14 protein-coding genes are annotated in these 17,130 nt (G+C 64.0%); 5 read left to right on the top strand and 9 right to left on the bottom strand.

Annotated elements, in window-relative coordinates; all coding sequences use genetic code 11:
- Positions 1 to 11: 11 nt before the first annotated feature.
- Positions 12 to 1,277, bottom strand: a complete 1,266-nt coding sequence (locus PG892_RS02485; RefSeq protein ID WP_069784474.1) for a RidA family protein — start codon at positions 1,275 to 1,277, stop codon at positions 12 to 14.
- Between the two features lie 1,070 nt (positions 1,278 to 2,347).
- Here PG892_RS02485 and PG892_RS02480 point away from each other — a divergent pair.
- Together PG892_RS02480 and PG892_RS02475 are read left to right on the top strand one after the other, a co-directional pair.
- Positions 2,348 to 3,220, top strand: coding sequence for an ADP-ribosylglycohydrolase family protein (locus tag PG892_RS02480; protein ID WP_069784475.1), 873 nt, complete (start codon positions 2,348 to 2,350; stop codon positions 3,218 to 3,220).
- Between the two features lie 375 nt (positions 3,221 to 3,595).
- The gene (locus PG892_RS02475) at positions 3,596 to 3,997 is read left to right on the top strand and encodes a hypothetical protein (protein ID WP_223929890.1); all 402 of its coding nucleotides are present in this window, start codon (positions 3,596 to 3,598) and stop codon (positions 3,995 to 3,997) included.
- A 112-nt stretch (positions 3,998 to 4,109) separates the two neighbouring features.
- Here the strand turns inward: PG892_RS02475 and PG892_RS02470 are convergent, their stop codons facing one another.
- A complete protein-coding gene (locus tag PG892_RS02470) occupies positions 4,110 to 5,234 on the bottom strand; it encodes an anhydro-N-acetylmuramic acid kinase (RefSeq protein WP_069784476.1) in 1,125 nt (374 codons plus the stop codon).
- Between the two features lie 242 nt (positions 5,235 to 5,476).
- Positions 5,477 to 6,787, bottom strand: coding sequence for a peptidoglycan DD-metalloendopeptidase family protein (locus PG892_RS02465; RefSeq protein WP_069784477.1), 1,311 nt, complete (start codon positions 6,785 to 6,787; stop codon positions 5,477 to 5,479).
- Between the two features lie 114 nt (positions 6,788 to 6,901).
- On the opposite strand from PG892_RS02465, the gene tyrS reads away from it, so the two are divergent.
- Entirely contained in the window at positions 6,902 to 8,101 is a 1,200-nt protein-coding gene (tyrS, locus tag PG892_RS02460) for a tyrosine--tRNA ligase (RefSeq protein ID WP_045525179.1), read from the top strand.
- Positions 8,102 to 8,204: 103 nt separating this feature from the next.
- On the opposite strand, the gene PG892_RS02455 is transcribed toward tyrS, so the two are convergent.
- The 3 genes from PG892_RS02455 to PG892_RS02445 form a co-directional block, all read right to left on the bottom strand.
- On the bottom strand, positions 8,205 to 9,008 hold the full coding sequence (locus PG892_RS02455) for a helix-turn-helix transcriptional regulator (RefSeq protein WP_010673884.1): 804 nt from the start codon (positions 9,006 to 9,008) through the stop codon (positions 8,205 to 8,207).
- A gap of 11 nt (positions 9,009 to 9,019) precedes the next feature.
- Positions 9,020 to 9,553, bottom strand: a complete 534-nt coding sequence (locus tag PG892_RS02450) for a YbhB/YbcL family Raf kinase inhibitor-like protein (RefSeq protein ID WP_010673885.1) — start codon at positions 9,551 to 9,553, stop codon at positions 9,020 to 9,022.
- A gap of 177 nt (positions 9,554 to 9,730) precedes the next feature.
- Positions 9,731 to 10,987, bottom strand: coding sequence for an adenylosuccinate synthetase (locus PG892_RS02445; RefSeq protein ID WP_010673886.1), 1,257 nt, complete (start codon positions 10,985 to 10,987; stop codon positions 9,731 to 9,733).
- A gap of 188 nt (positions 10,988 to 11,175) precedes the next feature.
- Between PG892_RS02445 and PG892_RS02440 the strand changes: the two genes are divergently transcribed.
- Positions 11,176 to 12,078 carry a LysR family transcriptional regulator gene (locus tag PG892_RS02440; RefSeq protein WP_010673887.1) on the top strand — a complete coding sequence of 301 codons (903 nt, stop codon included), beginning with the start codon at positions 11,176 to 11,178 and terminating at the stop codon, positions 12,076 to 12,078.
- 63 nt (positions 12,079 to 12,141) lie between these two features.
- Here PG892_RS02440 and PG892_RS02435 read toward each other — a convergent pair whose 3' ends face one another.
- Together PG892_RS02435 and PG892_RS02430 are read right to left on the bottom strand one after the other, a co-directional pair.
- Positions 12,142 to 13,497: a TAXI family TRAP transporter solute-binding subunit gene (locus PG892_RS02435; RefSeq protein ID WP_010673888.1), complete on the bottom strand. Its 1,356-nt coding sequence runs from the start codon at positions 13,495 to 13,497 to the stop codon at positions 12,142 to 12,144.
- Between the two features lie 148 nt (positions 13,498 to 13,645).
- On the bottom strand, positions 13,646 to 14,785 hold the full coding sequence (locus PG892_RS02430; RefSeq protein ID WP_010673889.1) for a MalY/PatB family protein: 1,140 nt from the start codon (positions 14,783 to 14,785) through the stop codon (positions 13,646 to 13,648).
- A gap of 164 nt (positions 14,786 to 14,949) precedes the next feature.
- Here PG892_RS02430 and PG892_RS02425 point away from each other — a divergent pair, with 164 nt between their 5' ends.
- A complete protein-coding gene (locus PG892_RS02425; protein WP_010673890.1) occupies positions 14,950 to 16,122 on the top strand; it encodes an MFS transporter in 1,173 nt (390 codons plus the stop codon).
- A 71-nt stretch (positions 16,123 to 16,193) separates the two neighbouring features.
- On the opposite strand, the gene PG892_RS02420 is transcribed toward PG892_RS02425, so the two are convergent.
- Positions 16,194 to 17,078, bottom strand: coding sequence for a LysR family transcriptional regulator (locus PG892_RS02420; RefSeq protein WP_010673891.1), 885 nt, complete (start codon positions 17,076 to 17,078; stop codon positions 16,194 to 16,196).
- Between the last annotated feature and the right edge of the window lie 52 nt (positions 17,079 to 17,130).

The raw sequence follows: 17,130 nt of genomic DNA, 5'->3' as shown, positions 1-17,130 counted from the left end.
TGAGCGAAAACTTACACCTGCGGCGGGGTGCTTTCGGCGTTGGACATCACCGCATCCATCTGCACCAGGGCGCCGGCGGGCAGCTCGCTGACGCCAATCACGGTGCGGGCAGGCAGATAGCCCGGGAAATATTTGGCGTAGATGGCATCCACCTCCGCCAGATCCGCGATGTTGGCAAGCTGGATATTGACCTTGACGATATCGTCCATCACGTGGCCGATGCTCTCGACGATGGTCTTGATATGGCCGAGGCACTGGGCGGTCTGCTCACGGACGCAACCGGTCAGCACTTTGTCTGTGGTCATGTCGAGCGGCAGCTGGCCCGCGATATGGTTGTAGTGGGAGAAGGCGACGCTCTGGGTATGCAGCGGGCTTCTCGGTGCCTTGTCGGTATTGCGGGCACGGATCACCAGATTGTGCCTGTCTTCCACCAGCTGGGGCGGGGTGCCGTCACCGTGGGAGATGACCGCATCCATCTGCACCCGGGCGCTCAGCGGCAGGGCGGCGGCACTGACCACAGAGCGGGCGGGCAGATAGGCGACGGCACGGGCGATGGCGGAGTCCGGGAAGAAGGTGGTGTAAACCTCGTTGACGGCGTCGAGATCCGCCAGATTGGTCAGATAGACGGTCACCTTGACGATGTCGTCAAAGGGCACGTCGATGCTCTCCAGCACGGTTTTGATATTGCGCAGGCACTGGGCCGCCTGCTCGCGGATGCCACCGTCAACCAGGGCGCCGGAGGCGGGGTCGAGGGGCAGCTGGGCACCGATATTGTTGTAATGGGAGAAGGCGACGCTCTGGCTGGAGAGCGGATCCTGCGGGGCGCGGTCGCTGTTTCGGGAGATCTTGAGCAGCGGGCAGGGGGCCTGGGGGAAGGTGCCTTCCCCGTTGGAGAGCAGGGCGTCCATCTGCACCCTGGCGCCGAGCGGCAGACTGGCGACGGCGAGCACTGTGCGGGTCGGCAGCGAGTGGGGGAAGAATTCCCGATAGACGGCGTTGACGGCATCGAGGTCGGCGATGTCCGCGAGGAACAGGGTCACCTTCACCATGTCCTCCATGCCGTGGCCAACGCTCTGGACGATGGCCTGGATATTGGTGAGACACTGTCTGGCCTGCGCCTGGATATCCCCTGCGACCAGCGCGCCCGTTTTCGGATCGACCGGGAGCTGGGCGGCAATATTGTTGTAGTGGGAGAAGGCCACGCTCTGGGTATAGGGCCCCAGATCCTGAGGCGCATTGGGGGTATTTCTGGCTGACTTGATGATGGTACCACTCATGGCGATACTCCTTTTTCGTTTTTGATGTAGGGTCCGGGCCGCATTGTTCTTCCCTGGCCGAATACGGCACGCTGATGACTCGTGATATTGCGGCAACAGTTGCCCGTTCCCGCCGCAGGGCGACGGAGAAAAGGAGAACGATCATCACAGTGTCGAGCCCTGTTTCGATGCAGACAGCGCGTGCAACAGACAAGGGAGAGAAGTTGGCCTGGTGATTCAGACGGGAGAATTCTAGGGGGCGGTTATCCCGGGATGCAAACCGGGATCCGGTTTCTATGAGGTGGCTCAACAGAGTGAAATATATTCATTTTGCGATTCAATTCATGACGGACATGGCAAATAAAGGTGATGATGATCCCGCTTTACCATGAAAGTGGAACCAGATAGCGCCATATTGTCGCGCATCAGGGTTACAGCCTGTGAATCCTCCGTTAATACTTTTGGCGAAATGGCAGCTTATTCTCCCAGTTTTGCATAGCTATCTATTTATCGCTCTCTCGACGCCCTGTTCAGCGCCGCCAAAATATGCTGCGGTGAGCACACTGAAATAACATTCACCCTCTTTGCATGGCCACAGGTCATGACATAAATACGGGAGAAAGAGAGGGCGCTTTTTAGCCCCTGCGGCGGAGGCTGACATGGGCGGGTCGCCACACCGCCTATGCCATATCTTTTCAGTGGCGCGAACGCAGCCCGCCAGCAGGGCGCAGAAGCAAGGGGAGGGGGCCTTCCCCTTGCCTGCCCCGACTTGCCGCCCCCCGATGCATATCACTCCTGTCATGACCCTCCCTGTGAGGGGGCCCCGGAGTCCGCCCTGCTTTGCCGCCCTGGCGTATCCCGCACTCCTTGCGATGCAGCCGGCTCATCTTCCCCGCACCATCCTTATTTGTGTTCTTTGTCATCAACTGCCGTTATTGTGACCTTGGTCGGGGTTTGGGTGGATTATTAACTGTATGATTAATAATGAAATCAGGGACCCTGCCGACGAGCAGCACGGATCGGCACTCATCTGCCCGGGAGTGGCACATGCGATCGCATCGCGACCCCCGTCATCTGACTTCGGAGGTTTTATGCTTGGATTCATTCTGGGTGACATGTACAGCCGCACCAGCGGGTTTCGGCCACCCCCCCGCCTAGGCAAGCACTTCCCCCTCGTCCCCGACTATCAACTGCGCGGTCGCACCGGTGCCGCCATCCTGACCATGGAGACCCTGCTCGATACCCCCTATCCCCAGAAGAAGTTCAGGGCCCTGATCTATGGCGCCTTTATCGAGCGCCAGCGTCGCCTCTTTGCCGAGCAGGTGGTCATTGGCCGAATGGAGGAGGGTCAGGACCTGGCGATCGCCATCGATCTTGCCTTTATCAGCACGGCGGTGCCCATCGGTCTGCTCGCCATCTCGGAGGAGATCGCGCTGCTGACCACCCCCCGTCCCACCCAGACCCATCCTCATCAGGAGGCCTTGAGCCAGGCGCTCGACTGCACCGCCATGCTGATGTTCTATGCCAAGGTCATTCGCCAGCGCAATGCGGTGCTTGAGCACATCGGCCACCAGTTCGGCTACAGGCCGCAGGCCGGGCTGGTGGCCAGGGTGGGCCACGGCGGGGAAGATGACTATGCCGCCTTCATGGTCAATGTGATGACCTGCATCGCCCATTCGGGCTCCTTCAAGGAGGCGCTGGAGAATGGCGTCAGGATGGGCATGCACGAGCCCGCCTTCTTCTGTATCGTCGGCGCCCTGGCCTCGACCCTGTGGGGAGTCCCCAAACCCTGGGCCCATGAGATCTCTCGATTCATCCAGCGCCAGCACCCCCACTATCTCCAGATCCTGCTGCGGGGCGAAGCCAGGGTGGGCCGCAGACAGATCAACCTGGAGCCTCCCAAACCGCCGCTCTGTGCACCGGTCAAGCGCCAGGTAAACCGCTTCCTGAAGTGGGCCTTCTAGGGCCATGGGAGTGCTCTCGAGGTGCGGGCCCATGGCACCATCCCATCGGCCCGCCCCTGCTGAGGGTCATCACGGGACTGTTATCTCACTGACCCCTGATCCCCCGGCTACCTTGCCCAAGAGAGGATTGCCAGAAAAGCCAACGGCTGCACGGGGGACAAGGGGTGGGTAGAAGGTGATCCACCTCGCCTTTTGATGTGAACGCCTTTTGATGTTTGGCGCCATACGATACCATGCGCAGCGTGTGTTCCTGTTGGGGGAGGCGCCGCCCATCGCCCCGTGGCTGGCCGCTGGTCCGTCATGATCACGGGATGCACAATCCGGGGCCGCCACGGCAACCCCTTATCGCCATAGCCAACAGGACGGAGTATCAGGATGGCCATTGCCATTGAACAGTCGGACAACACACTGAGGGTGAACAAGGATCGCTACGATCTGGGCCGCATCGTCGGCGTGCAGGTAAAAGCACTCGGCTGGATGGATCGGCTCAAGAAGACCTTGTTGCTGGGAGTGGTCACCTCCAGTGTGCTCTTTTACTTCACCCCTTCCTACGAGCAGGCGGGCAACTGGCTCATCGTGCTCTTCCTGCCCCTGGTAGGTTTTCTGTCTGGCGCCCTGATGGGGCTGCTCTCCAGCGCGAAATATGAGTTTTGCATCGAATTTTCCCACGCCGACGAGACGGGCGTGCAGTGGATCACCGCCGCCAGGAGTCGGCATGTCGCCGATTATGAGACCTTCAAGGCGCAGGCGGCCAGGTTGAAAGAGCGGCTCGGGTAGGGAGCACAGAGTGACGGGTCTGCGCCATCTGGCGTCAGGCATAACAACAAGCCCGATCAGGTGCACCTGTTCGGGCTTGTTCCATTAGAGGGGAGGGCGCTCGGGAAGCGGCTCAGGCGGGATAGAGGGCGCCCAGTACCGCCGGGCGGCTCGCGCCGGTCACCGCAGGCAGGTTGCCCGGCTTTCGCTGGATAAAGCGTTGTGCCAGCCAGGCAAAGGCGGCCCCTTCCACCCAGTCCGGTGCAAGGCCGAGCTGGGCGGTGCTGGTCAGATGCCAGTCGGGCAGCAGGGCTGCCAGCTCCGCCAGCAGCGGGGCGTTGTGGGCGCCGCCGCCGCAGACAAACAGCTCGGGCCGGGTTGGCGCATCACTGTGGGCGGGCAACTGGCGGGCGATGCTGTGGCAGGTAAGGGATTGCAGGGTACGCTGCACATCTGCGGGGGCGTATGTGCAGCCGTCCAGCTCGCCGTCGAGCCAGTCGAGGGTGAACATCTCACGCCCCGTGCTCTTGGGGGCGGGGGCGGCGAAGTAGGGGTGAGCCAGCAACTGCTCCAGCAGCGCAGGGATAAGCCTGCCGCTGGCGGCCCACTGGCCACCGGCATCATAGTTGTCACCGTGCGGATGGTGGCGGCGATACCAGCCGTCGAGCAGGGTATTGGCGGGGCCGGTATCGAAGCCATATACCCCTGAACCTGCCCCCCCGTCGGCCTGGCCGAGCAGCACCGAGATATTGGCAATGCCGCCGAGGTTCAGCACCACCCGAAGGGCGCCGGGGCGGGCAAAGAGCGCCTGATGGAAGGCGGGCACCAGGGGGGCCCCTTGACCGCCGAGGGCCATGTCCATGGTGCGAAAATCGGCCACCACGTCGATGCCGGTCAGGGCCGCCAGCAGGGCCGCGTTGCCGATCTGCAGGGTAAAGCCGAGGGCAGGGCGGTGGCGTATGGTCTGGCCGTGACTGCCGATGGCGCGAATCTCCTTGGGAGTCAGCGCCGCCTTGGCGAGCAGGGCCTGGGTGGCGGCGGCAAATTCGCGGGCCACCAGGTTGTCGGCGACCCCCATGCGGTCGATTTCGTTCTCCCCCGGGGTGCAAAGCTCATGCAGGGTGCGAGCCGTATCGGCAGGCCAGGGATGGCAGAGGGCCACCTCGACCCGCAGTGCATCCCCCTCGAGCTGCACCAGCACGGCGTCGATACCGTCCATGCTGGTACCGGACATCAAGCCTATATAGCGTTCCGTCATGACAACCCTCTTTCAATGATGCAGGGGAACGGTTCGATGCCATGCCCCGCTCTGGTACCGGACATCCAGCCTATATAGCGCTCAGTCATGACAACCCCCTTTCAATGATGCAGAGGAACGGTTCGATGCCGTGTTCCGCCTTGGTCCCCGACATCAATCGGATATATGGCCCGCTCATGACAACCCCTTTCAATGATGCAGAGGAACGGTCTGATACCGTGTTCCACCTTGGTCGACAGCGGTCAGCTGTCGTCGCCGTTGCCCTTGTTTCTGGCCAGTTGCAGCTCGGGGCTGTCCAGCTTGGCGAGCTGGGGCATGGCCTGGGCCTTGAAGCTGGCCAGCGCCCGCCCGCTGAGAGACTCCGCCTGGGGCAGGTTGAGGGTGCGCGGGTTCTTGTGCACGCCGCCCACCACGAACTCATAGTGCAGGTGCGGGCCTGTGACCCGGCCGGTGCCGCCGAGCAGGCCGATGGTCTGGCCCTGCTTCACTCGCTGCCCCTTGTTGACGGTGCGCTTGGAGAGGTGCAGGTACTTGGTCACGTAGTTGCCCGCGTGCTTGATGAAGACGTAGTTGCCGTTGAACTGGTTGTAGCCGGCGGCCACCACGCTGCCGCCGCCCGCCGCCATGATGGGGGTCCCCACCGGCGCCACGTAGTCGATGCCGTTGTGGGGACGCACCTTGCCGGTGACCGGGTGAAGGCGGCGCGGATTGAAGTTGGAGCTGATGTATTTGAAGTTGACCGGCGCGCGCAGGAAGCTCTTGCGCATCGCCTTGCCGTCCGGGGTGTAGTAGTTGCCATCCTCATTCAGCACGGCGCGGTAGATGGCCCCCTGGTTGATGAACTCGGCGGCCAGGATGTCGCCGGAGGCAACCCGCTCGTCATCCTGGTATTTGTCCTGGTAGACCACCCGGAAGCTGTCCCCCGGTTGCAGGTCCTGGGCAAAGTCGATGTCCCAGCCGAAGATGGCGGCGAGATCCATGATCTGGTCTTCCGTCATGCCCGCTTCGACGGCGGCGCCCCAGAAGCTGGAGCGGATTTCCCCCTGGGCCACTTGTTCGCGGGTGTCGAGCTCGATCTTCACCGGCCTGGCCACGAAGCCGTCATCCCGGCGGTTCACCTTGAGCGCCTGCTCCAGGCTGTGGGGGTAATAGAGGCTGTGCAGCTCGCCGCCCTTGGTGAGCTTGAAGGTGAGCTCCTGACCGGGCTTGAGCAGGCGCAGGGTATCCGTGCCCTCGAGCTGGTCGATGAGGTGCAGATCCGTGGTGCTGAGGCCCAGGCGCTGGAAGATGACCCCCATGTTGTCGCCGCTGCGCACCTTCACCTGTCTGGTGACATAGCGCGGTTTGGGCGGGGTGACGGGCTCGGCCCGTGCCAGCTGGGCCTCCTCGTCGACCTGCTGTTCGACGGCCAGTTCGTTGTCGTTGTCATCGACCCGGGTGGCGACTGCCTGTTCGCTCGGCCAGGCCGCCAGCATCATCACCATGATGCTCAGGATAAGCACCATCTTGCGGTGCCAGTGAGGGAGAGAGTTGAAGGCGTGCCAAAGGACCATGAGAAGCAGACAAAGTTGAACCCGGAAGAAGGTCGGAGTTTACCGCCTTTCCAATTGGCCCGCCATTCCAGTAATATGTCTGGCCCTGTGGAATCGTGATTGGAGAGTCAAAAAATGTCCCAGCTCGAGGTGGCGCTAGCCGAGATCAAGCGCGGAGCGGAAGAAATTCTGGTTGAAGAAGAACTGATCGCCAAGTTGAAGGAAGGGCGCCCCCTGCGCATCAAGCTGGGGATGGACCCGACCGCGCCGGACATCCACCTGGGTCATACCGTGATCCTCAACAAGCTGAAGACCTTCCAGGATCTGGGCCATGAAGTGATCCTGCTGATCGGTGACTTCACCGCCATGGTGGGTGACCCCTCCGGCAAAAACGCCACCCGTCCGCCGCTCTCCGAAGAGGCCATCAAGCACAACGCCCTCACCTATGCCGAGCAGGCGTTCAAGATCCTCGACCCGGCCAAGACCCGCATCGAGTACAACTCCACCTGGCTGAGCGAGCTGGGCGCGACCGGCATGATCAAGCTGGCGGCCAAGCAGACAGTGGCCCGCATGATGGAGCGTGACGACTTCAAGAAGCGCTACTCGGGCGGCCAGTCCATCGCCATTCACGAATTCCTCTATCCGCTGCTGCAAGGCTATGACTCGGTCGCGCTCAAGGCGGATGTCGAGCTCGGCGGTACCGATCAGAAGTTCAACCTGCTGATGGGTCGCGAGCTGCAAAAAGATGCGGGCATGGCGACCCAGTGCGTGCTGATGATGCCGCTGCTGGTAGGCCTCGATGGCGTCAAGAAGATGTCCAAGTCCGCTGCCAACTACATCGGCGTGCACGATGCCCCGGGGGAGATGTTCGGCAAGATCATGTCCATCACCGACGATCTGATGTGGAACTACTACGAACTGCTCTCCTTCCGTCCGCTGGCTGAAATCGAAGAGTTCAAGGCAGGCATTGCTGCCGGCACCCTCAACCCGCGCGACGTGAAGATCTGGCTGGCCAAGGAGATCATCGCCCGTTATCACGATGAAGCGGCGGCCGAAGCGGCCCACGAAGACTTCACCCAGCGCTTCTCCAAGAACGCCATTCCGGACGACATGCCGGAAGTCGAGCTGGCACTGGAAGGGGAAGGGCTGGCCATCGCCAACCTGCTCAAAGACGCCGATCTGGTGGCCACCACCTCCGAAGCGCTGCGCATGATCAAGCAGGGCGCGGTCAAGGTGGATGGCGAGAAGCTGGACGATGGCAAGGCCCTCATCGGTGCCGGTACCGCCGTCTACCAGGTCGGCAAGCGCAAGTTTGCCCGGGTGACCGTGAAGTAAGTCGCCACCTCTGGCGCTGCCATAAGAAAGGCCTCCCTTACGGAGGCCTTTTTGTTTTTTGGGTGCAGCATGGCGTTCGATGCCATGCAAAGGAGAGGGGCGATCAGCGTTCTCCTACCTGGCGAGCGGCATGGCTCCCGGGGCAGGTACGCAGGTATTGGTGGGGGGTCAGGCCGAACTCCTCCTTGAAGCGCGCGGCAAAGCGGCCGGGGGAGTCGTAGCCACAGGCGAGGGCGGTTTGAAGCGGAGTGAGCCCCTGTTGCAGCAGGGTGAGGGCGTGCCCCAGGCGTACCTGGGTCAGCACCTGGCGAAAGCTGCGCCCCTCGGCGGCCAGCTTGCGGACCAGAGAGGCGCGGCTCATGGCGAAGTGGGTCGCTACCGTCTCCAGCCGGTGATCGAGACCAGGCTCCACGCTGAGGTAACGGGCCAGCCGTTCCCCCAGGGTCATGGTGGTGGCAGGAAAGAGCAGGCCAAGGCCCCCCGCTTCCCTGAGCTCGCCATAAAACCCTTGCAGCAGCTGGGTCTGGGCCGTCTCGCAGAGCTGCCGCTGCGCCATGGTGGTGACGAGATCGAAGCAGAAGGCGAGGGCCGACGTCACCCTGATGGCCGGTGGCTTGAGGAGATCGAGGGGGCTCTCTGCCAGCCACTCGGCCGGTGGAGGGGCCAGCAGGGTGAGCGCCTGGGAGCGAAACGTGCCCTGCTCCGGCTGGTTGACGAAGGTGAGCCGGTGACCCGCCGGGATCAGCAGCCAGCTCTCCTTGTCAAAGGAGAGGCGCTGCTCCCGCCACCACAGCTGCTTGCGGCCCTGCTGCACCCAGATGAGGGTCGGCGCGTAGATGAGCACCCGGCGCAGGGGCTGCTGGCGGATCCCGAAGTAATGATTCAGTTGCAGCAGGGGCGTGCTCATCGGGCGGGCTCCTAGGGGGTGGTGAAGGTGGCGGTCAGGGTGGCCTTGCCAAGGGCCAGGCTGTTGAGCATGTAGCCTACCATGGCGGGCGGGGTGTTGGCCTTCACCTCCAGCGCCTTGGGCAGGGCCCAGACGGTGAACTGGTAGCGGTGCATGCCGTGACCGGCGGGCGGGCAGGGGCCGCCATAACCCTGGGTACCGTAGTCGGTGCCAAGCTCCAGCCCCTGCTTGAGCTTGCCGGAGGCATTGCTCGGCAGCTCGCTCTGGCTGGCCGGCAGGTTCACCACCAGCCAGTGCCACCAGCCGCTGCCGGTGGGGGCGTCCGGGTCATAGGCGGTGATGGCGACGCTCTGGGTGCCGGCGGGCAGGCTCTGCCAGCTCAACTGGGGGGAGCGGTTCTCGCCGCTGCAACCAAAGCCGTTGAAGCTGAAGATCTTGTCCATGGGTTCACCCTCGCGGATGTCGGTACTCTTGAGGGTCATGGCACCGGCGGGCAGAGCCGCGAGGCAGAACAGGGGCAGCAGCGGGATAATGGGGGATCTCATGATGGGCACTCCTTTGTGTGAATATGGCATTCACTCTAAGGGGGCTGGCTCAAAACAGAGTGCCCATATGGCTCAAATTATGCCATAAAGGTGGCTTTTGTGAGCTGTTCGGGGCTTTTGAGGGGCATAAAAAAACCGGCATCCTGGGATGCCGGTTTTTGGGAGAGGCGAGGGGCCTTAGCGCAGGATCATCTCGTCACGGCCCGGGCCGACGGAGACCATGGGCACCGGCACGCCCAGCAGGGCTTCGATGCGCAGCACATAGTCCTGGGCAGCCTTGGGCAGCTCGGCGAAGGTGCGGCAGCCGCTGATGTCTTCGCTCCAGCTCTCCATCTTCTCGTAGACGGGGGTGAGGGCGGCGGTCTGCGGCCAGATCGGGTTCTCGGTGTGGGCACCTTCGTAGGCCACGCAGATCTTCAGATCCGGCAGACCGGTCAGGCAGTCCAGCTTGGTCAGGGCCACTTCGGTGGCAGCCTGCAGCTCGACGCCGTTCTTGGTGGCGACGGCATCGAAGTAACCCACGTCACGGGGACGGCCGGTGGTGGCGCCGAACTCGTTGGTGATCTTGCGGAACTCGTCCTGGTTCTCCATGGCGGTCAGCAGGGTGCCGGTACCGACGGAGGAGCTGAATGCCTTGGCCACGGCGATGACGCGCTCCGGGCGCAGGCCCGGCAGACCGCCACCGATGCCGGCGTAGGCGCCGGAAACGTGGGAGGAGGTGACCCAGGGGTATTCGCCGTAGATGAGATCACGGCCGGCACCCAGCTGGGCTTCGAACAGCAGGGTCTTGCCTTCGGCTTGCAGTGCCTTGAGGGGCATGCTGACGTTACAGACGGCGTCCAGCCAGGGAGCGGACACTTCCAGCAGCCAGTCGGCCATCTCCTGGGCGGTCTGGGTGAATTCGAAGTCCGGATAGAGAGCCTTCATCTGCGGCAGTTTCCAGTCCAGCATGAACTGGATGCGCTCGACCAGCACGTCCGGCTGTTTCAGCCAGCCCACCAGGATCGCCTTTTTCATGACCCGATCACCGTAAGCCGGGGCGATGCCCTGACGGGTGGAGCCGTAGGCGCCGTCGCCCAGACGTTGCTCTTCCAGGGTGTCTTCCAGTGCGTGCAGCGGCAGGCAGAGGGTGGCACGGTCAGAGATGGCGAGCTTGGGAATGACGCCGGAGGCCTTGACCTCTTCCAGCTCGACGGTCAGCTTCTCGGGGCTGATCACCATGCCGGGGCCCAGCACGACCAGGCAGTCCGGGTTGAAGACGCCGCTCGGCACCTGGTGCAGCTTGAAGGTGCCCAGATCGTTGACCACGGTGTGGCCGGCGTTGTTGCCGCCCTGGAAGCGAATGCTGGCGCCAGCCTGGCCTGCCAGATAATCGACGATGCGGCCCTTGCCTTCATCACCCCAGTTAGCACCTACGACTACGATAGACGACATGACTCTTTCTCCTAAGACGTTAGGCGTTCATCCTAGGAGCCCCGTGAGGATTAGAAAAATTAATTATCTTTATAATTCCGATAAGAGAGCCATATAATCATGGCGTATTTATCGACACCAGGCCCGCTTCGGGAGGCGTCCCTCCCCACAGGGCGGCGCTCCGGGAGCCGGGGTAGAAGAGGATCCCCATGCTGGACATTCACTGGCTGCACACCTTCGTCACCCTGGCCCGGTTGCAGCACTTCGGCCAGACCGCCACCGAGCTGCACATGACCCAGCCCAACGTCAGCCTGCACCTCAAGAACCTGGAGCAGGCGACCCGGGTCAAGCTGGTGGAGCGCAGCCCGTTCCGTCTGACCCAGGCGGGGGAGCGGCTGCTGCAAAGCGCCGAGCGCGCCATCAACGAGCTGCAGCTCTGCCAGTCCGATCTCAATGCCCTGAGCCAGTTGAGCCAGGGGACGCTCGCCATCGCGGCCAGCGACATCATCTCGCGCCTGCTGCTCATCCAGCCGTTCCAGCGCTTCAAGCAGGCCTTTCCCGGCATCGACCTCACCCTGTTCAACACCACCTCGGATCAGGCGGCAGACCTGGTGCGAGCGGGCAAGGCGGATCTGGGCTTCGTGATGGCGCAAAAGCGCAGCGAGCCGCTCTTCTACACCGAGCTGCAGCAGGTGACCTGGTGCGCCCTGGGCCACGGCCTCGGCCGCTGGCAGGCGCGGGCAAGCTCGGGGGAGAGCGATCCCCTGGACGAGCCCACCCTGATCCTGCTGGGGCACGACACCCGCACCCGGGCGCTCATCGACCCCTCCCTGCCCCTGCTCGGCCTGCCGAGTTGCCGCATCATGGAGGTGGGCAGCGTGGATGCCCAGCTCGACTGGGCGGAGGCGGGCTTTGGCGTCGCCATCGTGCCGGACTTCTCCCTCCACCCCAGGCTCAAGCTGACCGCCCCCGTGACCCGCCTCACCGACTTTCCCGGCACCAGCCTGGGGTATGTGGTGCGCCAGAACCAGGTGCTGTCGCGGGCTATCAAGCAACTGCTGCACTGGGTGGAGGAGGAGATCCAGAATCCGGCGCTGCTGCTGGCGCCGTGACAGGCCAGGCGCCCGTTCCCGATAACCAAGAGGCCACCCCTGGGGTGGCCTCTTGGTTGGTGTTCATTGCCCGGCGGGGGCTGTGGTCCCCACCGCGTGGCTGGGCGGGCTGGCCGGCATGGCCTCCGGTGATGGCGCCTCCAGCGGCGTTGCCGACGAGGCGGGCGCCTCAGGCGGGGTCAGGGGATGGCCTGGTGCCAGGGTTGCGCTGCCCGGTGTGGGCGGCTCGGTCAGTGCCGGGGCCTGGTTGGTGGAGGCCGCCCCCGAACTGGTTGAGAGGGTCGCGGCGGCCGGCTGCTCCGGCAAGGTGTCGGACCCCTCCAGTGGCGCGGTGCCTTCCAGGGGGCCTGTCCCATCGGTCGGTGTGGCCGCGCTGCTCGCCGGGGACAAGGTCGGCAAGGCACCCGAGGTGGCCCCGGCACCGGATGCCGTGAGGGTGTCCGCCGGGAGGGTGGGCACGGCATCCAGCATGCCGGGATGGAGCAGGGCGATGCTACCCGCCTGCATGCCTTCCCAGGTGAGGGTGGTCAGTGCCGGATGCAGCCGGGTGAACTGCTTGAGCCGCTCGTTCAGCACGTCCCGCAGGGTGCGCACCTCGCTCTCGGGCAGACTGGCCAGCGCCACCAGTTCGGCGGTGACGGCGAAGGTATTGACGCCGCTTGTCTGCCCCGGATAGAGGTTGGCGCCAATGCGGCTGCGATCATAGTAGGGGTGCTGCTTGAGCAGCTTGTCCACCTGTTCCCCCTCGATGGGAATGAGGCGGGCCTGACAGCGGCCGGTGAGATCGCCGATGGCCTGATTGGGGTGACCGGCGACCACGAAGGCGGCATCCAGGGTGCCGTCACAGAGCCCCTCCAGCCGGTTGCCCGCGGAGATCACGGGCGGGCGGCTGAAGTCGGCGATCCGCCACCCCATGGCATCGAGCAGGGCCCGGCTGGTGACCCTGTCCCCGGAGTTGGGGGCGCCGACATCGACCCGCTTGCCCTTGATGTCGGCCAGGGTGGTGATGTTGCTGGTGGCGCTGGCAATCAGGGTCAGGGACTCCTTGTGGAGCCGCAAGAGGCTGCGCAGCTGATCGTCCGGGGCCTGGCCCGCGAAGGGGCCGCTGCCGTGCACCGCATGGTAGAGCACATCCGACTGCATCAGGGCGAGCTGTACCTCTCCCTTGGCGAGCGCCGCCAGATTGGCGATGGAGCCCGAGGTACTCTGCACCGTGCAGTGCAGGCCGTGGCGGGCACTCTCCTCGTTGAGCAGGCGGCAGATGGCCCCCCCTGTGGGGTAGTAGACGCCGTTGAGGGCTCCCGTACCGATGGTGACATAGGCGGGGGAGGCGAAGAGGGAGGGCGCCAGCACGGCCGCAAGCCAGGGCAGGGCGGTACGTGGCAGACGCAACAGGGCAGAGAAGGCGAATGGGCGCATAGTGGACCGAAACCGTGGCTGAACATAAGGAGGAGGCGGGCTCATCCGGTGATGAGCCTCATCTTATCCGTATCAGACGGGAAGCTGAACGGATTTTACCGCTTTTGCGCGCACCGGGCGGCCTGGGGCCGCCGCCCGGGACGGTTCGCTAGCGGGTCTGGAGAATGGCTTTCTCCATGCGGGCCAGGGCCTCGGTGAGACGGGCCCGGGTGCAACCAAAGTTGAGGCGCACGAACTGGCCGTTGCCGAACTGGGCTCCGGGGGAGAGACCCACGCCCGCCTGTTCGAAGAAGGCGACGGGATCGTCCAGGCCCAGGGCGCTCATGTCGATCCAGGCGAGGTAGGTGGCCTGGTTGCGGGCCAGCTTGACGCCGGGCCAGCGGGCCACGGCCTGCTCGATCAGGGCCAGGTTGCCGGCCAGATAGTCGAGCTGTTCATTCAGCCACTGCTCGCCCCCCTCATAGGCCGCCTCGGCCGCCACGAACCCCAGCAGATTGACGTCGGCGCTGATGCCGCGCATCGCCTGTTGCAGCTTGAGCCGCAGGCGGGCATTGGGGATCACGGCGAAGGAGCAGCACAGCCCTGCGATGTTGAAGGTCTTGCTCGGCGCCATCATGACGGCGGAGCGTTCGGCCGCCTCCGGGCTCAGGGCACCATAGGGGATGTGGCGGGCATCCTTGTCCAGCAGCAGGTCGCAGTGGATTTCGTCGGAGCAGATCACCAGGTTGTGGCGCTCGGCGATGGCGTCGATGGCCAGCAGCTCTTCCCGGGTGAAGACGGTGCCGCCCGGGTTGTGGGGGTTGCACAGCAACAGCAGATCCGCCGAGGGGGCCTGACGCTCAAGCTCTTCGAGATCCAGCACCCAGCGGCCTTCTTCCTCCACCACGGGGACAGTGAGCAGGGGGCGGTCATTGAAGCCCGGCGCCTGCAGGAAGGGGTAGTAGACCGGCTTGGGGGTGATGATGCCGCGCCCGTGCTGGCTCCAGGCCTTGCAGGCGAGATTGAGGCCCGGCACCACCCCGGGCAGGAAGACGAGCCATTCGGGCTGGATGGTCCAGCCATAGCGGCTGGCCAGACGCGATACGATCAGTTCGATGAGCCGGGGAGAGGGGCGCGAATAGCCGAAGATGCCGTGGGCGACCCGTTTGGTGAGGGCCTCCAGTACGGCGGGGGGAGAGACGAAGTCGGTGTCTGCGACCCACATGGGCAGGACATCCTGACCCTTGTATTTGTCCCATTTCAGGCTCATGGTACCGCTGCGATCTATTTCCCGGTCAAAATCAAACATGTTAAATCCTTGTACTGGCGCTGGATGGGCTTCCAATGTACGGACTTGGACGCCCCCTCGCAACCCTTGAGGTGGCTGTTGATAATGGCATAAAATAGCCGCCGCCATACGCCAAGCCCGCCCGCATCTGGCTCCTTTTTTTCTTCCATATCAATGGTATCTCTATGAGTTTGCTGTCTGCTGCCCGCAAGAGGCCGGATCCCGTCTCTCTCTCGTTTCTCGCCGTGACCTTCATGACCGGGGTGGCGGTGGCGCTGCAGGTGCCGACCTTGAGCCTGTTTCTGGCCGAGGAGGTGCAGGTGCGCCCCTTCCTGGTGGGGCTCTTCTACACGGTGAACGCGGTGATCGGCATCCTCATCAGCCAGTGGCTCGGCCACCGCTCCGACAACAAGGGGGATCGCAAGCAGCTGATCCTGCGCTGCTGCTTCGCCGGCATCGCGCTCTCCCTGCTGTTTGCCTGGAACCGGCAGTACTGGTTGCTGGTGAGCCTGGGGGTGCTGCTGGCGAGCCTGACCGCCACCGCCAGCCCGCAGCTGTTCGCCCTGGCGCGGGAATACGCCGACAGCCGCAACAAACAGGCCGACATGTTCAGCTCGGTGCTGCGGGCCCAGTTCTCCCTGGCCTGGGTGATCGGGCCGCCCATCGCCTTCGCGCTCGCCATCGGCTACGGCTTCAAGGTGATGTATCTGGCCTCGGCGCTGGCCTATGTCATCTGCGCTTTCGTGGTGTGGCGCTGGCTTCCCTCCCTGCCGCTGCCGGTGATGGACAGCGAGGTGGAGCGGGTGAGCAGCTGGCGGGATCCGTCGGTGCGGGCGCTCTTCATTGCCTCCACCCTGATGTGGACCTGCAACAGCATGTACCTCATCAACATGCCCCTCTACATCACCCGCGAGTTGGGGCTGGAGGAGAAGCTGGCGGGTTTGCTGATGGGCACGGCGGCGGCCCTGGAGATCCCCTTCATGCTGCTGGCGGGCTACTACACCCGGCGCTTCGGCAAGCGGCCCATGATGCTGCTGGCGGTGCTGGCCGGGGTCGGTTTCTATGGCGGTCTCGTGACCCTGTCGAGCCAGCATGCCCTCATTGCGCTGCAACTGCTCAATGCCATCTTCATCGGCATCGTGGCCGGCATCGGCATGTCCTATTTCCAGGACTTGATGCCGGGGCGCGCCGGGGTGGCAACCACCCTGTTCGCCAACAGCATCCGCACCGGCTCCATCATGGCGGGAGCCATTGCCGGCACTGTGGCGGAGATCTGGAGTTTCCACGGGGTCTTTATGGTGGCTACCGCATTGGCGCTGGCTGCACTGGCCGCCTGCTGGCGGGTGCCCAACGTATAGGGGATGCAAAAGGGAGCCGATGCCCGGATGAGCGGGCACCAGTGCCCCGGTCGTGCGGGGAAGAAGCGGCCTTACCTGGGGTTCTCTCCCTGGTATTCGATGCGCAGGCAGCGCAGCAGCAGCTCGGCCGCCGGCCCCAGCGCCTCCACCGAGGGGGTGAGCAGGTAGGTGTAGAGATAGCGCTCGTTGCCGCCGGTGAGATCGAGCTGCACCAGCGAGCCTTCGGTGAGCTCCTCCTGCACCAGATGGCGGGGCACCCAGGCGTAACCCATGCCAAGGCGCACCATGTTGAGCACCTCATGATAGTGGGTCGCCTTCCAGCCGGTGTCGTCCGCATCGTTCCAGTCCACCGAGCGGTGGATGGGGGGATGCAGGCTTATCTGGTTGTGGCTGGCCAGCACCTCGGCGGTGATGGGCTCTCCCTGCTCCGCAAGGGGGTGGCCCGCTGCGCACAGAGGAAGCAGACAGACTTCGTCCAGCGGCAGGCCGGTGCGATCCTGGGGCAGGTGCTCGGAGAGCATCAGATCTCCTGCCTGCAGCGCATTGAAGTGGCAGTGGATCCGCTCATGCAGGTTGATGCGGCAACCGCGGCTGCGGGGATAGAAGTGGGCCAGCGCCCGGTAGAGGCGCTCCCGCGGCTGGACCACGGACACATAGAGGTTGATCTGCGGCTCCCACTGCCGCTCCAGGTTGTTGGCCAGGTTCTCCAGCTCTTCCACCTGCTGGCTGAGCTGGCGCGCCCGCTTGAGGAAGATCTCCCCCGCCGGCGTCAGCACCGCCTTGCGCCCCCGCACCTCCAGCAGGGCCACCCCCAGACTCTGTTGCAGCTTGGCAACCGCATGATTGAGGGAGGATTGGCTCTTGTTCAGCGCCTCGGCAGCCTGGGCATAACCGCCGCAGTCCACCACCGCCTGAAAGATCCGCCATTGCTCAAACGTGCTCTTGGGACGAAACATAGTGCAACCTGTCTGGGGCCGATGGGATTCAACAGGGCGCGCCTTGGCACCC

The sequence above is a fragment of the Aeromonas sp. QDB68 genome (assembly GCF_027707405.1).
In the GTDB taxonomy this organism is placed as follows: Bacteria; Pseudomonadota; Gammaproteobacteria; order Enterobacterales; family Aeromonadaceae; genus Aeromonas; species Aeromonas caviae.
This window is presented reverse-complemented; position numbering and strand designations above follow the sequence as displayed.